Here is a 19,444-nt window from a genome sequence, read left to right on the forward strand (position 1 = left end):
CCTGCTGGGCTCGAACCAGCGACCCAATGATTAACAGTCATTTGCTCTACCAACTGAGCTAAGGCGGAATGTCTTGAGGCGCGTATATTAGTGACGCCTACCGGGGTCGTCAACACCCCGGAGGCGCGTTTGTTGCTTATTTAGCCAATGCCTGCTCAATCCGGCGGATGGCTTCTTTCAGGGTGTCCATGCCGACGGCAAAGGACAGGCGCATGCAGCCGGGGGCGCCGAAGGCGGAACCGGGTACCAAGGCGACTTCTGCGGTTTCCAGCAGCAGGGTGGCCAGGTCGGTGTCAGATTCCACACCATCCAGGTTGGCAATGGCTTCGGAGAAGTCCGGGAAGGCATAGAAGGTGCCGTCACCCTGGGCGCATTTCACGCCGGGCAGGGCATCCAGGGCCGCAGTCAGGTAGTCATGACGTTCCTTGAATGCCTTGACCATCTCATCCACGCAGCCCTGATCACCGGCCAGTGCGGCTTCTGCTGCAGCCTGGCTGATGGAGGCCGGGTTGGAGGTGGACTGGGACTGTACTTTCTTCATGGCCGCGATCAGTTTCTGCGGGCCTGCGGCGTAGCCGATGCGCCAGCCGGTCATGGAATAGGCCTTGGAAACGCCATTCATGACCACGGTGCGGTCGTACAGCTCCGGGGTGGCATTAACGATGTTCACGAACGGCTTGCCGGTCCACAGGATGTGCTCGTACATGTCGTCGGTGGCGACAATGATGTTCGGGTGTTTCTTCAACACTTCACCCAGCGCGGCCAGCTCTTCCAGGGAATACGCCATGCCAGACGGGTTGGACGGGCTGTTGATCACGAACAGGCGGGTTTTCGGCGTAATTGCCGCTTCCAGCTGTTCCGGGGTGATCTTGAAGCGGCTGTTTACGTCCGTTTCGATAATTTTCGGTACGCCGCCGGCAACCAGCACCATGTCCGGGTAGCTTACCCAGTAAGGCGCAGGAATGATGGCTTCATCACCGTCGTTCAACAGGGCGAGGGCCATGTTGAAAAAGCTCTGCTTGCCGCCACTGGATACCAGGATCTGACCAGGCTCGTAGGACAGGCCGTTATCGCGTTGAAACTTGTCGATAATGGCTTTTTTCAGGCCGGGAGTGCCGTCTACCGGGGTGTACTTGGTTTTGCCGGCGTTGATCGCTTCAATGGCGGCCTGCTTGATATGTTCCGGGGTATCGAAATCCGGCTCACCGGCACCCAGCCCAATAATGTCTTTGCCCTGTGCGCGGAGTTCACCGGCTTTGGCGGTAATGGCAAGGGTGGGAGACGGCTTGATGCGTTGTACGCGGTCGGAAAGGCTGATATCGGACATGCACTCCTCGTTCATCTAGAGAGTCGAATGGTTGCGCTTTTGACGCAGTGATCGACACAGAAAGGGGCGAGCATTTTACCGGATCCGGGGGTGAATGTCCCGTATTTCCTGTGGATGGCAGCGCCTGTTTGCTTTTGTAGGAGTGGTGGTTCCACCACGAAGTGTTTGGCTTGGGGCGGGGCGGGCCCCGGATCGCGGTGGAACCACCACTTCCACGGTGAAGGTGGTGTGTGTTTTCTGTGGGAGCGGTGGTTCCACCGCGATTTCGGGCCTCGTCTCCTCTCAAATCCAATTCCGTCGCATGGATCATCACGCTTTTGACGCGCTGGCTCTGGTACACTACGTGCCGATTTTGAATCGTTCGATTTTGCTGTCTGCCCGACCGGGTGGGCGGATATCAGGGTGTCTCCATGACAGAAAGCCTCTTCAAGCTCCATTCCGATTACCAGCCCGCGGGCGATCAGCCCACAGCCATTGCGCAGCTGATTGAGGGTATTGATGACGGCCTGGGTCATCAAACGCTGCTGGGTGTGACGGGGTCGGGCAAGACCTTCACCATGGCCAACGTGATCGAGCAGACGGGCCGGCCCACCATCATCATGGCGCCCAACAAGACGCTGGCGGCCCAGCTGTATGGGGAGTTTAGGGAGTTTTTTCCTGAAAACGCGGTGGAGTATTTTGTCTCCTACTACGACTACTACCAGCCGGAAGCGTACGTTCCCAGCTCCGATACCTTCATTGAGAAAGATGCCTCGGTGAACGAACAAATCGAGCAGATGCGCCTGTCTGCCACCAAGGCCATCCTGGAGCGCCCGGATACCATTATTGTGGCCACGGTATCTGCCATCTACGGTCTGGGGGATCCGGCCAGTTACCACGCCATGGTTCTGCATTTGGTGCGTGGTGATCACATTGATCAACGTGAGCTGCTGCGGCGCCTGGCCGAATTGCAGTACACCCGCAACGAAATGGACTTCCGCCGCGCCACCTACCGGGTGCGCGGGGATGTGATCGATATCTTCCCGGCGGAAGAGGAAAAGGAAGCGGTGCGCATCGAGTTGTTCGATGACGAAGTGGAGTCCATCAGCATTTTTGATCCGCTCACCGGCGAGGTGATTCGGCGTATCGGGCGTACCACCATCTACCCCAAGAGCCATTACGTGACGCCCCGGGAAACGGTGCTCAAGGCGGTGGAGATGATCAAGGAAGAACTCACCGAACGGCTGGCGGAGCTAAAGGAGCAAAACAAGCTGGTGGAAGCCCAGCGGCTGGAGCAGCGCACCCGGTTCGACATCGAGATGTTGCAGGAGCTGGGTTACTGCAACGGCGTGGAAAACTACTCCCGATTGTTTTCTGGCCGCGCACCAGGCGACGCGCCGCCCACCCTGTTTGACTACCTGCCGGACAATGCGCTGCTGATCGCTGATGAGTCCCACGTGACCATCCCGCAGCTGGGTGCCATGTACAAGGGCGACCGCTCGCGCAAGGAAACCCTGGTGAGCTTCGGGTTCCGCTTGCCCTCGGCCATGGACAACCGGCCGTTGAAATTCGAGGAATGGGAGCTGTTGGCTCCGCAGATGGTGTTTGTGTCCGCCACACCGGGCCCTTACGAACAGAAGTATGCGGGGCAGGTGGTGGAGCAGGTGGTGCGCCCCACTGGGTTGGTGGACCCGAAAATCGAGATCCGACCGGCGACCACCCAGGTGGATGATCTGCTCGGGGAGGCCAAGGAATGCATTGCCAAAGAACAGCGGGTGCTGGTGACCACGCTGACCAAGCGCATGGCGGAAGACCTCACCGAATACCTCAACGAGCACGGCATCCGAGTGCGCTACCTGCATTCCGATATCGATACGGTGGAGCGGGTGGAGATTATCCGCGATCTGCGGCTGGGCAAGTTCGATGTGCTGGTGGGGATCAACCTGCTGCGTGAAGGCCTGGATATGCCGGAAGTGGCGCTGGTGGCGATTCTGGATGCGGACAAGGAAGGATTCCTGCGCTCCGACCGATCACTGATCCAGACCATTGGCCGGGCGGCGCGGAACGTGGAGGGTCGGGCGATCCTTTATGCGGACAAGATGACCGGCTCCATGGAGCGCGCCATCGACGAAACAGACCGCCGCCGTGAGAAGCAGGAAGCCTTTAACAAGGAAAATGGCATCACCCCGCAGGGGCTGAACAAGAAAATTCGCGACATTATGGATGACAGTGGCGGTAGTCGTTTCGATCGCAAGTACAAGGGCGAAAAGAAAGTGGCCAAGTCCGCTGCCGATTACCTGGATGCCCGCTCCCCGGCCCAGGTTGCCAAGGAAATCAAGGAGCTGGAAGCGAAAATGATGGAGCACGCCAAGAACCTGGAATTCGAGGACGCCGCGGCCACTCGCGACAAAATTCACCAGCTCAGAGAGCTTGGATTTATGCGGTAAACGTTTCTACAAGACCGCTGTAGGAGCGCCGCTTGGGGCGCGAACCTTGCGCAGCAAGGAAATTGCCCGCAGGGTGATCAGGAATATGACCGCGTGACAGGTCTATCTAGAGAGATCCGGTTTTCGTCGTGCCCTTTCCTCGCCAAGGCTCGGATTCGCGCCTCAAGCGGCGCTCCTACAGCGGCTTCGTGGAGGGTTCGGAGCTCTGCGGAGCCAGCTGTTCTACCCAGATTAGTGTCCCGGCAATAACGGCCACCGGCATGATGAACAGGTTCACCAGCGGAATCATGGTCAGGCCCATGACGATGGCGCCGAAGGTGAGCACCAGCCAGCGTTTTTCTTTCAGCCGTTCGAGCATTACCTCAAAGGGCACCTGACGGTTGTCGGCGCCAAAATCGATGTACTGCATGCCCAGCAGCCAGCCGGACCACAGGAACCAGATGGCCGAGGCGAACACATTGATCACCGGGATGAAGTAAACCACCCCTACTACAAACAGAATCAGCACCGCACGCCACAGCCAGTACCAGGTCTTGCGCAGCTCACGCTTGAAGGTGCGCACGATCATGGCGGGGATGGATTCGTCGTTCATGGGGTGGCCGGTGACCTGGATATCCACTTTTTCCGCCAGAAACCCCATGAAGGGCGCGGCAATCAGCTGCACGCCGATGGAGAATACGCTGGCGAACAGGCCCAGCAGCAGAATCCACACCAGTATGACGGCCGCATCGACCAGGAAGTGCAGGGCACCATTGAGGAAGCTCCAGAAACCGGTCAACGCCCAGTCCGCGGTGGCGGCGGTGATCCAGCCGGCAATCCAGCTGCCACTGAGCCAGTACAGGCCACCGAACACCAGAATGTTGAAGATTAGCGGGATAATCACATAGCGCCGCAGCTCCGGGGTGCGGGCCAGTTTCAGGCTGCGAGAGAGGTAGGCAACGGCATCGGCGATCTGGGACACGGGCAATCCTTGGCGGTTAAAAGCAGCTACAAGCTACAAGCCTCGGGCGGGAAGGTAAAGACGGGGCTTTTCGGGCGCACCCTTGCCCCGTGGAGGAGGGGTGTGGCTGTGATGGAGTGCAAGCGGAGCCCGGGTTTTGCACTCCTTTGCAATGTAATGGCGCCGGGATGCGGTATAACGCGTCGAATTGGTTGAGGTTATTGTAATCTCAGCGTCTCGGCGGATGAATTCAGCCCGGGTTGTCGCTAGACTTACACCTTTTATTATTGCGCCCCAAGCCGGGGTGTTTTGCCGTTGCCGGCGTAGAGACAGCATCGTATGCGACTGAAATCAATAAAACTGGCCGGGTTCAAGTCCTTCGTGGACCCTACCACCACCAATTTCCCGGAAAACCTTACCGCTGTGGTGGGGCCCAACGGGTGTGGGAAGTCCAATATCATCGACGCGGTGCGCTGGGTGATGGGGGAGTCCTCCGCCAAGCACCTGCGTGGCGAGTCCATGGCGGACGTTATCTTCAACGGCTCCAATGCCCGCAAGCCGGTGGCTCAGGCGTCCATCGAGCTGATTTTTGATAACTCCGATGCCACCGTTACTGGCGAATACGGCAAATTCAACGAAATTTCCGTGAAGCGGCAGGTGACACGGGACGGCCAGTCCAATTATTTCCTCAACAGTACCAAGTGCCGGCGCAAGGATATTGCCGACATTTTCCTGGGCACGGGCCTGGGGCCGCGCAGCTACGCCATCATCGAGCAGGGCATGATTTCCCGGCTGATTGAAGCCAAGCCGGAAGAGCTGCGGGTGTATATCGAGGAAGCGGCGGGGATTTCCAAGTACAAGGCTCGCCGCCGCGAGACCGAGAACCGTATTCGTCGCACCCGCGAGAACCTGGAGCGTCTGACCGATATCCGCGATGAGCTGACGCGCCAGCTGGAACGCCTGAGTCGGCAGGCCAGCGCAGCGGAAAAGTACAAACAGTACAAAGAGGAAGAGCGCCTGAAAGGCGCCCAGCTCAAGGCGTTGCGCTGGAAAGGGCTGGATGTGCAGGTCAAGCAGCTGGACCACGTGATTGGCGAGCTGGACGTGTCCATGGAAGCGAAAGTGGCGGAACAGCGCCACGTGGACGCGGAAGTGGAGCGTTTGCGCGAGAAGCACCACGAAGTGCAGGAACGCTTCAACGAAGTGCAGCAACATTTTTATGCCCTGGGCGCGGAAGTGGCGCGTCTGGAGCAGAGCATCCAGCATCAGCGAGAGCGCAAGCAGCAGCTGTATGAAGAGCTGGATCAGGTGCGCGCCAGCTGGAAAGAAGGCGACGAGCACCTGCGTATCGATAGCGAGAAAGTGGCGGAACTGGATGCCATCCTGGCTGAGCGTGAGCCGGAGCTGGAAATGGTCTCGGAACAGCAGGAAGCCTCCAGTGAAGCGCTGGCGCTGGCCGAAGAGACCATGCAGAACTGGCAGCAGGCGTGGGAAGAATTCAACGGCAAATCCGGAGAATCCCGCCGTCAGGCTGAGGTGGAGCAGTCCCGCATTCAGCATCTGGACAAGTCCCAGGAGCGCCTGCGCGACCGTATCGACCGCTTGAAGAAAGAGCAGGAATCCCTGGATGCCGGCCCGCTGGCCCAGGAAATGCGTGAGCTGGAAGAGCAGGTGGAGCAATATCGCGGGCAGTCGGAAGAAAACGAACTGCGCAGCGAGTCCCTGCAGGAAGAGATCAATCAACTCCGCCGTGATAACGGTGACCGGGGGCGGCAGCTGGATGAGGCCCGCGAGAAGCTGCAAAGCCTCAAGGGCCGTCGCACCTCTCTGGAAGCCCTGCAGAAAGCGGCCATGGGCGACGATGGCGCGGTCAGCGACTGGCTGACCCGGCATGAACTGGATGACGAGCCGCGGCTGGCCGACCAGCTGCAAGTGGCGGAAGGCTGGGAAAAAGCACTGGAAGCCGTGCTGGGCGACAGCATTCAAGCGGTCGCCGTAAACGGCTTTGAGCAGCTGGGCGAATGGCTGGATGACCTGTCCCATGGGCGTGTGGCGCTGGTTAGCCCGGGCTCGGTGAAGGCGGCAGGCAGCAAGTCCACCCTGCTGCGCGAACATGTTCAGGGGCAGGCACCGGAAGGGCTGCTGGCCGGTGTGTACGTGGCGGATAACCTGGATGCGGCCTTGACCCTGCGTGGCCAGCTTGACGCCCACGAATCCGTGGTCACCCGTGATGGTATCTGGTTGGGCCCGGATTGGCTGAAAGTGGCCAAAGAGGAAGATCAGGAAGCCGGTATTCTGGAGCGCCGCCGCGAACTGGACACCCTGGAAGGTGAGATCGACACCCTGCAGGCCACCGTGGATAGTCTGAAAGAGCAGCTGGAAAGCACCCGCGAGCAGATTTCCGAACTGGAAGAAGAGCGCGAGGAGGTGCAGCGCCAGGCGAGCCGGATCAATCGTGAGTTGGGTGAGATCAATGCCCAGGTCAGCGCCCGGCAGGTGCGCCTGGAGCAGATCACCATGCGCCGTGAGCGTCTCAGCCGGGAAATGGAAGAAACCAGCGAGCAGCTGGAGCAAGAACAGGAACACCTGAAAGAAGCCCGGGCGGTGCTGGCGGAAGCACTGGACGCCATGGAAACCGACAGCGGTGAGCGCGAAGCCTTGCTATCCCGCCGGGATGAGTTGCGCCTGCGGCTGGACGAGTCCCGCCAGAAAGCGCGCCACGACCGGGATCAGTCTCACCAGTTGGCCATGGAAGTACAGGGTGCCCGCACCCAGGCAGACTCGCTGCGCCAGAACCTGAGCCGTCTGGAAACCCAAGTGCAGATGATGGCCGAGCGCAAGGCGCTGCTGGAAGAGCAGACCAATGAGGGCGACGAGCCGGGTACCGAACTGCAGATGCAGCTGGAAGAAAAGCTGGAAGTGCGTCTGGAAGCGGAGCACAAGCTCACCGAAGCCCGTCGAGAGCTGGAAACGGTGGACCATGAAATGCGTAACCTGGAAGGGCAGCGCGGCCAGTTTGAGCGTCAGGCCCAGGAAGTGCGCAGCACCATGGACCAGAAACGTATGCAATGGCAGGACCTGAGCACCCGCCGGCAGACCGTGGCCGAACAGCTTTCTGAACAGAATTTTGACCTGGAAACCGTGCTGCAAAATCTGCCGGACGAGGCGGATGAGCAGCAGTGGGCGCAGGAAATGGACATGATCGGCCAACGGATCTCCCGTCTGGGGCAGATCAACCTGGCGGCTATCGACGAGTACCAGCAGCAATCTGAGCGCAAGAACTACCTGGACAGCCAGAACGAAGACCTGGAAGACGCCCTGGGCACCCTGGAAAATGCCATTCGCAAGATTGATCGGGAAACCCGGGCACGGTTCAAGGAATATTTCGACCGCATCAACCGTGGTCTGCAGGAGCTGTTCCCGAAAGTCTTCGGTGGTGGCCATGCCTACCTGGAGCTCACCGGCGATGACCTGCTCGATACCGGTGTCACCATCATGGCGCGGCCACCCGGCAAGCGAAACAGCACCATTCACCTGCTCTCCGGCGGTGAAAAAGCGCTGACAGCCTTGTCACTGGTATTCAGTATCTTCCAGCTTAACCCCGCGCCGTTCTGCCTGCTCGATGAGGTGGACGCGCCGCTGGATGACGCTAACGTGGGGCGTTTCTGTAACCTGGTGTCGGAAATGTCTGCAAAAGTGCAATTTATCTACATCACTCATAACAAGATTGCGATGGAGATGGCTGCTACCCTGATGGGGGTCACCATGCATGAGCCCGGTGTGTCCCGTCTGGTATCGGTGGATGTGGAAGAAGCGGCCGAAATGGCGGCGATGTGAGGAATCGGTGTTGCTGTAACAGCGGCACTTCAGCACAAGCAAGGAAGAAGAGGCAATGGGCCTGAACCTGGAAACATTGATTGGCATTCTGGTTATTCTGATTCTGCTGATTCTGGCCGACGGCATGCGGCGGATGATTCGAGAGCGGCACGGGCGACTACGCATGCGTATCGATCCTCGCTACCGTGATCAGGCGGAGGAAGAAGAAAATAGCAGCTACAATCCGGAGCTGATTGGTTCTGCACGGGTGATTCGTCGGGCCATGGAGGATGCGGAGCAGGATGAACGTCCGCCCATGGTGATGGAGCCTGATGAGGCGGCGGCTGAAGCGCGTACTGCAGAACAGCAAAGCCTGTTCGACGGTGAGCAGGAACCTGAGCCCCAGCCCGAGCGCGTTGTGGAGCCTGATGTTGAACCTGCCCCGGCGCCGGCACAACCGGTAGCGGAAAAACCACCCGAGCCAAAACCGGAGCCCGAACCGGCTCCTCGCGTGCCACCCCGGCAAGAGCCCCGCCAGGAAACGCGCGTAGAGACCCGTCCGGCACCGAAAGCGCCCCGTGAACCCCAGCCCGTGTTGGAAGTGATAGTGGTGCACCTGATTGCCCACCGTGGCGCGCCGTTCGAGGGTAGTGCCCTGTTACGCATGCTGCTGGAAGCGGGTCTGCGCTACGGTCGCATGAATATTTTCCACCGGCACGTGAGCGTGCAAGACGCTGATGAACTGCAGTTCTCCATGGCCAATGCCGTGGAGCCGGGCACGTTCGATCTGGATACCATGGAAGACAAGACCTTTGCCGGTGTCACTTTCTTCCTGAAATTGCCGGGGCCCACCGACGCCATCGGTGCGTTGGATAAGATGCTATCCATTTGTCAGCGTCTGGCCGCGGAGCTGGACGGCGAATTGAAAGATGAACAACACAGTGTGCTGACTCCGCAGACCATGGAACACCTGCGCCAGCGCGTGCAGGAGTTCGAGCGTCGCCAGCGGGTGCCGAGCGCGTAAAAGCAGTTGCGAGTGACGAGTTTCGAGAAGCGAAATACAAAAGGTTTTCGTTACTCGTTACTCGTACCTCGAGACTCTATTGCCCTTTGCGGGCTGGAGCCTACAGAGCGAGTCGTTCGCTATCCATTATTCACTATTCATTATTCGCTGCTGCTACCGTGCCTAATCCAGACATCATCCAGAAAGCCCAACACCTCCGCGATCAGCTCAACGACTGGTCTTACCGCTATTACGTGCAGGACGACCCGGCGGTGCCCGATGCCGAGTACGACCGGGCGTTCCGTGCTCTCAAAGAGCTGGAAGCCCAGCACCCGGATTTGATTACCGCCGATTCTCCTACCCAGCGGGTAGGGGATGTGCCGCTGGATGCGTTTGAACAGGTGCAGCACGAAGTGCCCATGCTGAGTCTGGATAACGCCTTCGATGATGATGACCTGCGTGCTTTTGATAAACGGATCCGCGAACGTCTGGATGTGAACGAAACGGTGGATTACGTGGCTGAGCCCAAGCTGGACGGGCTGGCGATTTCCCTGCTGTACGTGGATGGGCAACTGGTGAGGGCGGCCACCCGCGGGGACGGACAGACCGGTGAGAATATTACCGTTAATGCCCGGACCATTCGTTCTGTTCCCCTGACGCTACGCGGAGACCCGTTGCCATCGCGGCTGGAAGTGCGCGGTGAAGTGGTGATGCCCCACGCCGGCTTTGCCGCCCTGAATGCCCGCCAGGAAGCCGCAGAGCAGAAGGTGTTTGCCAATCCTCGCAACGCGGCTGCCGGCAGCCTGCGCCAGTTGGATTCTCGCATCACCGCCAGCCGGCCGCTGGAATTTTATGCCTACTCCATGGCTCAGCTGGAGGGTGTACCCGAGCCGGCCACGCACGCCGACATGCTGGAGGCCCTGCGTAGTTGGGGGCTGCGGGTGAACCCGGAAGTGCGTGTGTGTGCGGGTGTGGACGCACTGTTGGCGTTTTATCAGGGCATCCTGGAAAAGCGCGACCGTCTGGATTACGACATCGATGGTGTGGTGTACAAGGTAGACCGTTTCGACTGGCAAAATGATCTGGGCTTTGTCAGCCGCGCACCGCGCTGGGCCATTGCCCACAAGTTCCCTGCCCAGGAAGAACTCACCGTGCTTAACGGCGTGGACTGGCAAGTGGGCCGAACCGGTGCTCTGACCCCGGTGGCACGGTTGGAACCGGTGCACGTGGGCGGGGTGATGGTCAGCAATGCCACCCTGCACAACATGGATGAAATCCAGCGACTGGATATCCGTATTGGCGACACCGTGGTGGTGTATCGGGCCGGGGATGTGATTCCCAAGGTGGTGCGGGCGCTGCCCGAGCGCCGTCCTGCGAATGCACAAGACATTGCTCTGCCATCAGCCTGTCCGGTGTGTGGTAGTGACATTCTGCGCGGTGACGATCAGGTGGTGGCTCGCTGTACCGGCGGGTTGATTTGCGGTGCCCAGCAGCGTGAAGCCATCAAGCATTTTGCGTCCCGTCGGGCCATGGATATCGATGGGCTGGGCGACAAGCTGGTGGATGCGCTGGTGGATCAGGAGCTGATTGCCACCGTTGCCGACCTTTACCGCTTGAAGGCGGAGCAGGTGGCAGGCCTGGAGCGCATGGGCGAGAAATCCGCTGATAACCTGATCGCCGCGCTGAATGATTCCAAGACCGTGAGCCTGGGCCGTTTCCTGTTTGCTCTGGGCATTTTGCAGATCGGTGAAGAAACCGCCAAGAATCTGGCGGACTGTTTTGGTGATCTGGAGGGCATCCGCCGCGCCCCCTTGCTGCTATTGCTGGCGGTGCCGGATGTGGGGATGGAGGTGGCCAAGGCCATCGGAGCCTTCTTTGCGGAAACGGATAACGAGGCGGTGATAGACGGTTTGTTGTCGCAAGGGGTGAACCCGCAAGCCAGCGGCGTGCCCTCGACCGCTTTTGTGAACAGCCTGACGTTGGCGCAGTTGCTAAAGTCCGCCAAGCGGTTGGGCATGAATCTTGAAGGCATCGGTGACAAGTCACTGGAAACGCTCGGTGGGCATTTCCGCACCGTGGCGCAATTGAGCGCGGCGGCGGCAGAAGGTGCGGGTGCCGAACCCAAGGGCGTGCGCTCCGGTGTCATGACGCAGCTGGCCAAGGCGCTGGCGGAGAATGGTTGGCAAGCCCGCTTGCAGGATGCTGAAGACCAGGTTGCCGCTCTGGCAGCCCGCGCCCCGGCCCAGGCCGAAAGCCGCCCCCTGGAAGGGCAAACCTGGGTGCTGACCGGCACCCTGGAGCAGCTTACTCGTGACCAGGCGAAACAGGCCTTGCAGCAGCTGGGAGCAAAAGTGGCGGGGTCGGTGTCCAAAAACACCAGCAGGGTAGTGGCGGGCGCGTCTGCGGGCTCCAAACTGGCGAAAGCGGAATCGCTGGGCGTTGAGGTATGCGACGAAGCTGCGCTACTGTCCCTCTTGGCCCAGCACGGCATTGATCCGGGAGCGTTATGAAAATCTGGCTAACCCTGCTTTTGGCAGCACTGACCCTGAGTGGCTGTGCTGGCACACCGACCAATACGGATAATGTCTGCGCGGTGTTTGATCAGCGGGGTGGCTGGTTCAACAACTGGTATAAATACGCCAAGAACACGGAAAAAGAGTACGGGGTGCCGGTGCCCGTGCTGATGGCGACCATCTATAAGGAATCCGGGTTTAATGCCAAGGCGAAACCGCCGCGCACCAAATTGCTGGGTTTTATCCCCTGGAAGCGTCCTTCCAGCGCCTATGGGTATCCGCAGGCGCTGGATGGCACATGGGACTGGTACAAGGACGCCACCGGTCGCCGTGGCGCGGACCGGGATGACTTCAAGGATGCGGTGCAGTTTGTCGGCTGGTATCACTACCAGAGCTACAAGAAAAACGGCGTGGCTCGCAACGATACCTACAACTTGTATCTTAATTATTACGCGGGGCACGGTGGTTATGCCCGCGGCACCTGGAAAAACAACAAGTGGATGAAAGGCGCCGCCCAGCGCACGGCGTCCATGGCCAACCGGTACCAGCAGCAAATGCAGGGATGTGGACGATAAAAAGTTGGAAATTGAAAGTTGAAAAGGGAAGGGATCGGCAGGTTAAAGGAGAGTTGATCTCGTAGCGGAGAATGTCTTCTGGTTCACTCTTTATTGGTTGGTGTTCAACAATACGGTGAATCGCGGCGGTAAACTTGTTAGTTTTAGAAAATATTTCTCGCGTTGAAACTTTCAACTTTGAACTTTCTCCTGTTTTTCGGGGTGTCTTTTGGATAACGAATCCATCGTTTACGGTTGCATCAAGCATTTGCCGTTTGGCAATTTGCAGGAGCGCAAGACGAGCTGTTTCCAGAATCGTAAAGCCATCCGGCAATTGCCGCAGGCGGATGAGTGGCCGTTCCTGTGTCGGGAGATGTTTTCCGTGCCCGGCGATGACTTGATGGGCGGCACCTTCCAGACCCAGGTGATTCATTTCGGCATGTCTTACCGGGCGGTGGAGTACGAGTGGGAGCACTGGATCGCGAAGTTCGAGTCCCTGCTCAAAAATATGTACTGGGTGAATGCGGTGGTGCATCTGGAAACCGAATTGTCCGGGTTTCATACCTTCGTGTGGGACAGCGCCGATGTGTACCACGAACCCTCTGATGCCCCCCTGCGGGTACGTTGTGAATGGGCCCGTGAAGGCGCCATCGCCTGATTCTTCGGTTCACCTGTAACAATCCTGTTGAGTGTCGGATTACGGCCTTCAGCCTACAGGCAATAGCGCCTGCGTGACTCCATTGGTTCCTGTTTGTAGGTCGTGTTAGGCGTAGCCGTAACCCGACATGGCCTCGCTGATTGTGGTAAAAATCCAATGTCGGATTACGGCTTTAGGCTCTCTGTGCCCTTGGGTAAATCAGGCCTACGCGATAACCCCTTCTCCTTTGTCTTTTTTTCCCCTTTCTGTGATTGCATTCTTATCCCCTTGCGGCATAGTCGAGGGAGACGATTATAAAAAAGGTGAGGATGATGGCTCTCGATTATTCGTTGCTTGATGTATTCGCGGGTGCACCCTTTCAGGGCACTCAGGTCCCGGTGGTTACACTGGATGCGGCTAACAGTAGCGATGCCAGTAAAACGGCCATTGCCGGTGAGTTTCAGCAAACCGAGACGGTGTTTATCGAGCCGGGCAACAGTGCCTCGCCAGTGACGGTGTTTAATAGCAAAGGCAGACAATTATTCGGTGCTCATACCATTCTGGCTGCGTCTTATGTGGCCTATGAAATGGGGATGACAAAAGACGAGGGCGAGTTTGCTTCGTTTCTGCTCAAGCAAAACGAACAATTGATCGAGAGCTTTATTGACAAGGGAGACAGCGCCCCCGGTGCGATTCAGTTCGCCCGGGTGCTGACACCGACCATTGACCGTTACACTCCGGAAATTCCCCGTCTGGCGGCGGCGCTGAATATTGATGAGAAACACATCTCTTTCAGCAAGTACAAGCCGATGGTGGTGAGTGTGGACAAGCCCACGTTGATTGTGCCGTTTACCAAACCTGAGCACGTACTGGCTGCGAGTCTGAACCCGGATCGTTGGTCAGACCTGTTCGGTGATGTGTATACCTCGGAGCTGTTCCTGTTTGCGCCGGGGACCATTACCGGCTTCACGGAATTCCATGGTCGTTTGCTAAATCCGACATTGCCGCGTGATGTTTTTCCTCCTATCGGGGCGGTGATGCCAGAGTTTATTGCTTACCTGGCAGAACAGGGTGAGGCCGCGCCGGGTACGCATACCCTGTCTGTGGACCGGGGCAGCCATGAGACGCGCAAGAGCATTCTGCATGCAGAGTTCGACAAGCGCCCGGGCAAGGAAGTGCGCTGCCGCATTGGCGGCAACGTGATCAAGATGGGGACGGGATCACTGCTGTATTCGTGACTTTAAATTATTCGTTCCCTGAGCGATTTTTCAGATAGACGATGAAGGCCACCGTGGCGATGACGCTAAGGAAAACGACGAAGGCCGTGATCAGTTGATCGAGAGTCAGGTTATTGAGCATGTGGGGTTCCTTGCGGAGTCGTCGGCCCTGAGAATCGTTAAAGTATGGCAGCGCAAGCGGTGCTTGCAACGTTCACGTCACACCCCTCCCGCAATGGGAGGAGTGTGGGTTGCCTTATCCTGTTTCATCTTACTTAATCGCACACAATTCTGACCGGGTTTTGTCCCAGCCCAGGCATCCATCGGTGATGGACAGACCGTACTGGAGTGGTTTGTCCTGACCCTGTCGACCATCGTTGAGATGGCTTTCCAGCATCACCCCGGCAATAGCCGTTTGCCCCTGAGCACGCTGCTGCAGCAGATCCTGTAACACCGCAGGCTGGCGCAGCGGGTCTTTGCCGCTGTTGGCATGACTGCAGTCCACGATCAGGCGCGGGTTGCAGCCCTTGGCCTCCAGTGCAGCGGCGGCGCGTTGCACGCTGGCGGCATCGTAGTTGGGACCGTCATGGCCGCCGCGGAGTACCAGATGGGTGTCCGGATTGCCGGCGGTTTGCAGCAGGGCGCTGTGGCCGTGTTCATCCATGCCCAAATGGGTGTGTGGATGGATTGCCGCGCCCATGGCGTCGCAGGCCACGCCGATACTGCCGTCGGTTCCGTTCTTGAAGCCTACTGGCAGGGGCAGGCCGCTGACCATTTCCCGGTGAATCTGCGATTCGGTGGTGCGCGCCCCGATGGCCGCCCAACTCAGCAGGTCGCCCAGGTAATCGGCGGCCATGGGGTGCAGCAGCTCGGTGGCGAGCGGTAAGCCCAACCGGGCCAGATCCAGCAACAGGTGGCGAGACACATTCAACCCGGTGGCAATGTCATTGCTGCCATCCAGATGCGGGTCGTAGAGCATGCCTTTCCAGCCCACGGTGGTACGGGGCTTTTCCACGTAGGCTCGCATGACGATGACGATTTTGTCGTCCAGCTGCGTAGCCAGCTCCGCCAGGCGGTGCCCGTATTCCAGGGCGGATTTGGGGTCGTGGAGGGAGCAGGGCCCGGTGATGACCAGCAGGCGGGAGTCTTCGCCATTGAGAATGTTGCGAATGGTCTGGCGCTGGTGCTCAATCTGCGCGGCGAGCGCGGCATCCACCGGCAGGCGCTGACGCAGTACCGTGGGGGAGGCCAGCGGCAGGCTGCGTCGCGGCGGGGCCTGACGGTCGTGGATTGGGCTGTCGGTGTTCTCTGTCTGTTGGCTGTTTACCTGTTGCATGATCTTCCCTTAATACTGCGGCGCGTTATCGTCGCGCGTGATTCGTCGATCGTTGTGTGGCGGTGCGCTGGTGTAGCCAGCGGCTAAATCGGGTGGTCAGGCGGTTCGGTCGATAGCGATACATGGTGTTGTCCCTGTGTTGCATTTGTCTGTTTGTCTGGGCAATAAAAAACCCCGGGCGGGTTACCGGCCGGGGTTTCATGTGTTCGGCAGGCGTCCCTTAACGGGCGCGCCTGAGTGTTGGTCAGGCGCGCGAGCGGCTAAACCAATACCCGTAATAAGACGCAGCAGACACCGCCATACCGGCCATTGGGCCAGTCAGGGTACGTGTGTTGAGCTGTGCTGCGTGCATGGTTATGTCTCTTGAATTCGCTTCAGTGAAGGTCAAAGAGTAACGGCAGCGTGGGGAGGGTGCAAGAGGCTGGAACCATGCCGCACGATAGCCGGTGGCTATTTGTGGCGGCGGGTAGCGCTTTTAGGCCCACCGCAAGCACGCGCAGCAGGACGATCAGGTATTTAGCCTGGTGCCTGCTGCTTGGTGCATGCAGCGTGCTGCAGCCGCAGAGCGGCCAAAAAAAACGCCCACCGAAGTGGGCGAGGAAGGTGGAGACAATCCACATTTAAGACAAGACGGAGAAAACAGAATCAGAGAATGTCGGCATCCTTGATCGCGTCGGTAATGGTTTTAGCATAGTGGTCCGCGCCTTTTTCCAGGCCCTTGAAGCCGCCGGTGTTGAAGCTGACGGTTCTGCCCGTCCAGACGATGGCTTTCTGCTCCACGTCCCACAGCTCCAGGCGAGCGGTGTAGATATCTTCGTTGATATAGAAGTCCGGGCTGTAAACCTGCGGGGTCATGGTCATGCCGGCGCTGGCCGGAATGGCTACGCCCGGATCGCCTTTGACTTCCGTTGTTTCAGTGGTCAGGTCTTCCAGGTGGATCGCCAGTGCGCTGTCAAAACCGTTGTCTCTCATGCGCTTGGCCAGGTAGTCCAGGCTTTTGCCTTCGACGCCCTTGTCGCCATAAACGGTGTAGGCGGCGGTGGCTTTTACGCCCATGGCTGTAAACTTGGCCACAATGGCATCTTCCAGATGTTCACGCAGTTCATGATCAACCAGCACGCCAACCACCAGGGATTGGTACGGGCCCTTTGGTGCAGGCTGGGAGCCGGTTTCGGCGCTGATGACTTTGGTGTCGTGATAGCCGCTGGCACAGGCGGTAAGCAGTACAGCGAACAGGGCCACCAGGGTAAATTGCAATTTTTTCATGGTTTCCATCCTCTTGAGAAAAGCCGACTGTCGCCGGCTGTTTCACTATCCGTTTTAGAAGTTGTAGGTGGTGCTCAGGGACAGGTAATCCCGGTCTTCGACCACGCTGTACTCTTCGTCGTTATAGGTTGTGTAGGACAGGTTGGCGCTGAGTTGCTTGTAGGCCATGCCCAGGCTTACGCCGACGGTACGCTCGTCTTCATGCATGGCGTCGTCGCTGGAGTAACCCTCAACACCGTGCTGGAAGGTCAGGCCGGGAGTTAAAGAGACTGGGCCGATGGCGTTGGCATAGGTGGAGGTCAGGCTTAGCTGGTAACCCCAGCTAAAGTCCGTCACGTAGCCGTCTTCATCCAGTCCGCCCACACCGAAATTGGTATGACGACGGAAGCGCATTTGATCCTGCTTGGGCAGATCCGGGATGAACTCCGAGCCGACCTGCATGGAAACAACGGTTTTTTGTGCGCCCATCAACTTCGGAATAATGGTGGTGAAGGCCAGCTCGGCACGCTGAATGTCGAACTCTTCAAAGCCGTGGACTTCGCTGCCAGAGTTGTAGACGTAATCGATGGTTCCCTGCGGAATGGAGAAACCGGCCCCTTGCACGGCTGCTGCAGGAATGCCGTTGGCCTCCAGTACGCGAGAAGTGGTCAGGTCCGGGGTATTGATCTGGATCGGCATGTCCGGCAGGTAGCTCAGGTTCAGCGCCAGGTTGCCCACGCCTTCAAAGGTCTTGTCGGCGGTGAGGCCAAATACCTGAATATCTTCCGGGTATTCATAGAAGTAGGCGATATCGTTGCCTGCGGTGATGCCCTGAGCGAGCGGGCTGTCTTCCTTGGTCACCGAGTAGTAAGGCAGTCGGCTGTGGTAGTTGAAGAAGTAGGTGCCGATCTTGGCCTTGGATTCCGGGAACGCGTAGTCAAACTTCAGGCCGTACTGACCGCCGTCTTTAGGTTCATTTTCATCCCTGCGGGGAATATAAGCACCGGCGTTGTAGGCATCCTGGTTCGGGATGACGACGGAGCTGGAGAAGGTGGCATCACAGCCCAGTGCGGTGTTGTCCAGGGTAGAGAAAAAGGTGCCGCAACCGTCCAGGTTTGCCGCACGCCATTCATACTGATAGAAGGACTTCATGCTCAGGCGGTCAGTGAAGTTGTAATCCACGGTGACCATGCCTGAGGGCGTCAGAAATTCAGTGAATTCCGAGCCGGGGCGATGCAATGCTGCCAGGTCCACCGCGTTCAGTGAGCTGAAGGAGCCACGAGAATAAAGACTACGGCCCCACAGAAGCAGTTTACGGCCTGCCGCGACTTTCAGGGGCTGTTCGTTCACCTGGAAGGTGCCGTGGGCAAAGACCTGCTGGAACGTCGCGCCCTGGAACTTGGAATTGCGATGAAAACCGTCGTCGCTCAGCTTTCCACCCTGAAACTCATTGGGATAGTTGCCCTGGGGAACGTACCCTTCCTTCTGGGTGTAGTCGTACCAGGTCTTGGCCTGTACGAAGAGACCGTAGTTTTTGTACTGCAGGTTGAAATCACCGATGGCTTTGACCACGGAGGAAACCACTTCGCCACCGTCATAGTTCAGGTTGCCGTCATCGGACACGGCAGAGCCTGACGTGCCGCCGGGGGTGTCACCGGCGAACAGGTTTTCCTTGCTGGCAGATTCCATCCGGGAGATGGCGCCCACGGAGGCTTTCAGGTTCCATTTGGCACTGAAGTCATCGTTGAACTTGTATTCACCGCCGGCCATGGCCGGGGCGGCAGCTGACAGCAGGCCCAAGGCCAGGACGCTGCTGTAGCCGACAGCGATTGCTTTGCTTCGCATTATTTTGCTCTCCCACTGCTCCGGGGATGAACCGGGCAGACAATCCGTTTGTTGTTGTGAACGTTGTTGTAGCGCACTGCTGAAACTCGCCCGGTCCCATCGGGCGTTAAATTCCTGACTTTGAAGATTACGAAATTCTTTTTTTGAACAATGATTTCGAAAACCGGCAAGTCACGTTCAATTCATACATACCGCTTGGTATGTGGTCAAGACGACAAAAGGGGGCAAAAGCGGCAGGGCAGGGAGTGTATAAGGGGGGAATTGGCTTTTTTTGGGGCAGGCGTACCAGGATTACCGGCTTGTAAACAGAAAAAAGGAAACACTGAAATATATAAAGTTTACTTTTGAACCTTGTTCGTTACCTCAGGTAACAAGCAAAAGAAGGTTTCGTTTTTGGTGTTTTTTTTTGTTGGCGGACACATTTTCTAATGATTGTGAGGTGGTTCTCTGTTGGGAAGGGCCGCTGATTCGTGTCGCAATGACATTGCCGGTGGTCTGAGGCGGCATGACTACACGATGCATTTTATCTTCGAAGTACGGCGTGATGACTCTGCAAGCTTGCGTCGGCCAGGGCTGATCCACACA

12 protein-coding genes are annotated in these 19,444 nt (G+C 58.2%); 7 read left to right on the forward strand and 5 right to left on the reverse strand.

The genetic code is table 11. From position 1 onward, the window contains the following. Window positions 1-136 precede the first annotated feature (136 nt). A complete protein-coding gene (locus CL546_RS09265; protein WP_290494330.1) occupies window positions 137-1,327 on the reverse strand; it encodes a pyridoxal phosphate-dependent aminotransferase in 1,191 nt (396 codons plus the stop codon). A 410-nt stretch (window positions 1,328-1,737) separates the two neighbouring features. Here CL546_RS09265 and uvrB point away from each other — a divergent pair, with 410 nt between their 5' ends. Continuing rightward, window positions 1,738-3,753: an excinuclease ABC subunit UvrB gene (uvrB, locus tag CL546_RS09270; protein ID WP_290494332.1), complete on the forward strand. Its 2,016-nt coding sequence runs from the start codon at window positions 1,738-1,740 to the stop codon at window positions 3,751-3,753. 175 nt (window positions 3,754-3,928) lie between these two features. On the opposite strand, the gene cysZ is transcribed toward uvrB, so the two are convergent. Next, a complete protein-coding gene (cysZ, locus tag CL546_RS09275) occupies window positions 3,929-4,714 on the reverse strand; it encodes a sulfate transporter CysZ (RefSeq protein ID WP_290494334.1) in 786 nt (261 codons plus the stop codon). A 318-nt stretch (window positions 4,715-5,032) separates the two neighbouring features. Between cysZ and smc the strand changes: the two genes are divergently transcribed. The 6 genes from smc to CL546_RS09305 all read left to right on the forward strand — a co-directional run bounded on the left by smc (window position 5,033) and on the right by CL546_RS09305 (window position 14,454). Further along, on the forward strand, window positions 5,033-8,530 hold the full coding sequence (gene smc / locus CL546_RS09280) for a chromosome segregation protein SMC (RefSeq protein ID WP_290494336.1): 3,498 nt from the start codon (window positions 5,033-5,035) through the stop codon (window positions 8,528-8,530). Window positions 8,531-8,585: 55 nt separating this feature from the next. Further along, window positions 8,586-9,533, forward strand: a complete 948-nt coding sequence (gene zipA / locus CL546_RS09285; RefSeq protein WP_290494338.1) for a cell division protein ZipA — start codon at window positions 8,586-8,588, stop codon at window positions 9,531-9,533. Window positions 9,534-9,691: 158 nt separating this feature from the next. Continuing rightward, the gene (gene ligA / locus CL546_RS09290; RefSeq protein WP_290494339.1) at window positions 9,692-12,022 is read left to right on the forward strand and encodes an NAD-dependent DNA ligase LigA; all 2,331 of its coding nucleotides are present in this window, start codon (window positions 9,692-9,694) and stop codon (window positions 12,020-12,022) included. After that, the gene (locus tag CL546_RS09295) at window positions 12,019-12,600 is read left to right on the forward strand and encodes a transglycosylase SLT domain-containing protein (protein ID WP_290494341.1); all 582 of its coding nucleotides are present in this window, start codon (window positions 12,019-12,021) and stop codon (window positions 12,598-12,600) included. Before ligA ends, CL546_RS09295 begins: the two co-directional genes overlap by 4 nt. Before the next feature lie 208 nt (window positions 12,601-12,808). Further along, window positions 12,809-13,237 carry a hypothetical protein gene (locus CL546_RS09300; protein WP_007148883.1) on the forward strand — a complete coding sequence of 143 codons (429 nt, stop codon included), beginning with the start codon at window positions 12,809-12,811 and terminating at the stop codon, window positions 13,235-13,237. 311 nt (window positions 13,238-13,548) lie between these two features. After that, window positions 13,549-14,454 carry a PhzF family phenazine biosynthesis protein gene (locus CL546_RS09305; RefSeq protein ID WP_290494343.1) on the forward strand — a complete coding sequence of 302 codons (906 nt, stop codon included), beginning with the start codon at window positions 13,549-13,551 and terminating at the stop codon, window positions 14,452-14,454. Window positions 14,455-14,704: 250 nt separating this feature from the next. On the opposite strand, the gene CL546_RS09310 is transcribed toward CL546_RS09305, so the two are convergent. The 3 genes from CL546_RS09310 to CL546_RS09320 all read right to left on the reverse strand — a co-directional run bounded on the left by CL546_RS09310 (window position 14,705) and on the right by CL546_RS09320 (window position 18,859). Next, the gene (locus tag CL546_RS09310) at window positions 14,705-15,769 is read right to left on the reverse strand and encodes a 3-deoxy-7-phosphoheptulonate synthase (protein WP_290494345.1); all 1,065 of its coding nucleotides are present in this window, start codon (window positions 15,767-15,769) and stop codon (window positions 14,705-14,707) included. A gap of 645 nt (window positions 15,770-16,414) precedes the next feature. Next, window positions 16,415-17,035 (reverse strand): hypothetical protein, encoded by a 621-nt coding sequence (locus tag CL546_RS09315; RefSeq protein WP_290494347.1) that lies wholly within the window; start codon window positions 17,033-17,035, stop codon window positions 16,415-16,417. Between the two features lie 54 nt (window positions 17,036-17,089). Next, a complete protein-coding gene (locus CL546_RS09320) occupies window positions 17,090-18,859 on the reverse strand; it encodes a DUF1302 domain-containing protein (RefSeq protein WP_290494348.1) in 1,770 nt (589 codons plus the stop codon). Window positions 18,860-19,444 lie beyond the last annotated feature (585 nt).

The sequence above is a fragment of the Alcanivorax sp. genome, assembly GCF_002726155.1.
GTDB lineage: Bacteria > Pseudomonadota > Gammaproteobacteria > Pseudomonadales > Alcanivoracaceae > Alcanivorax.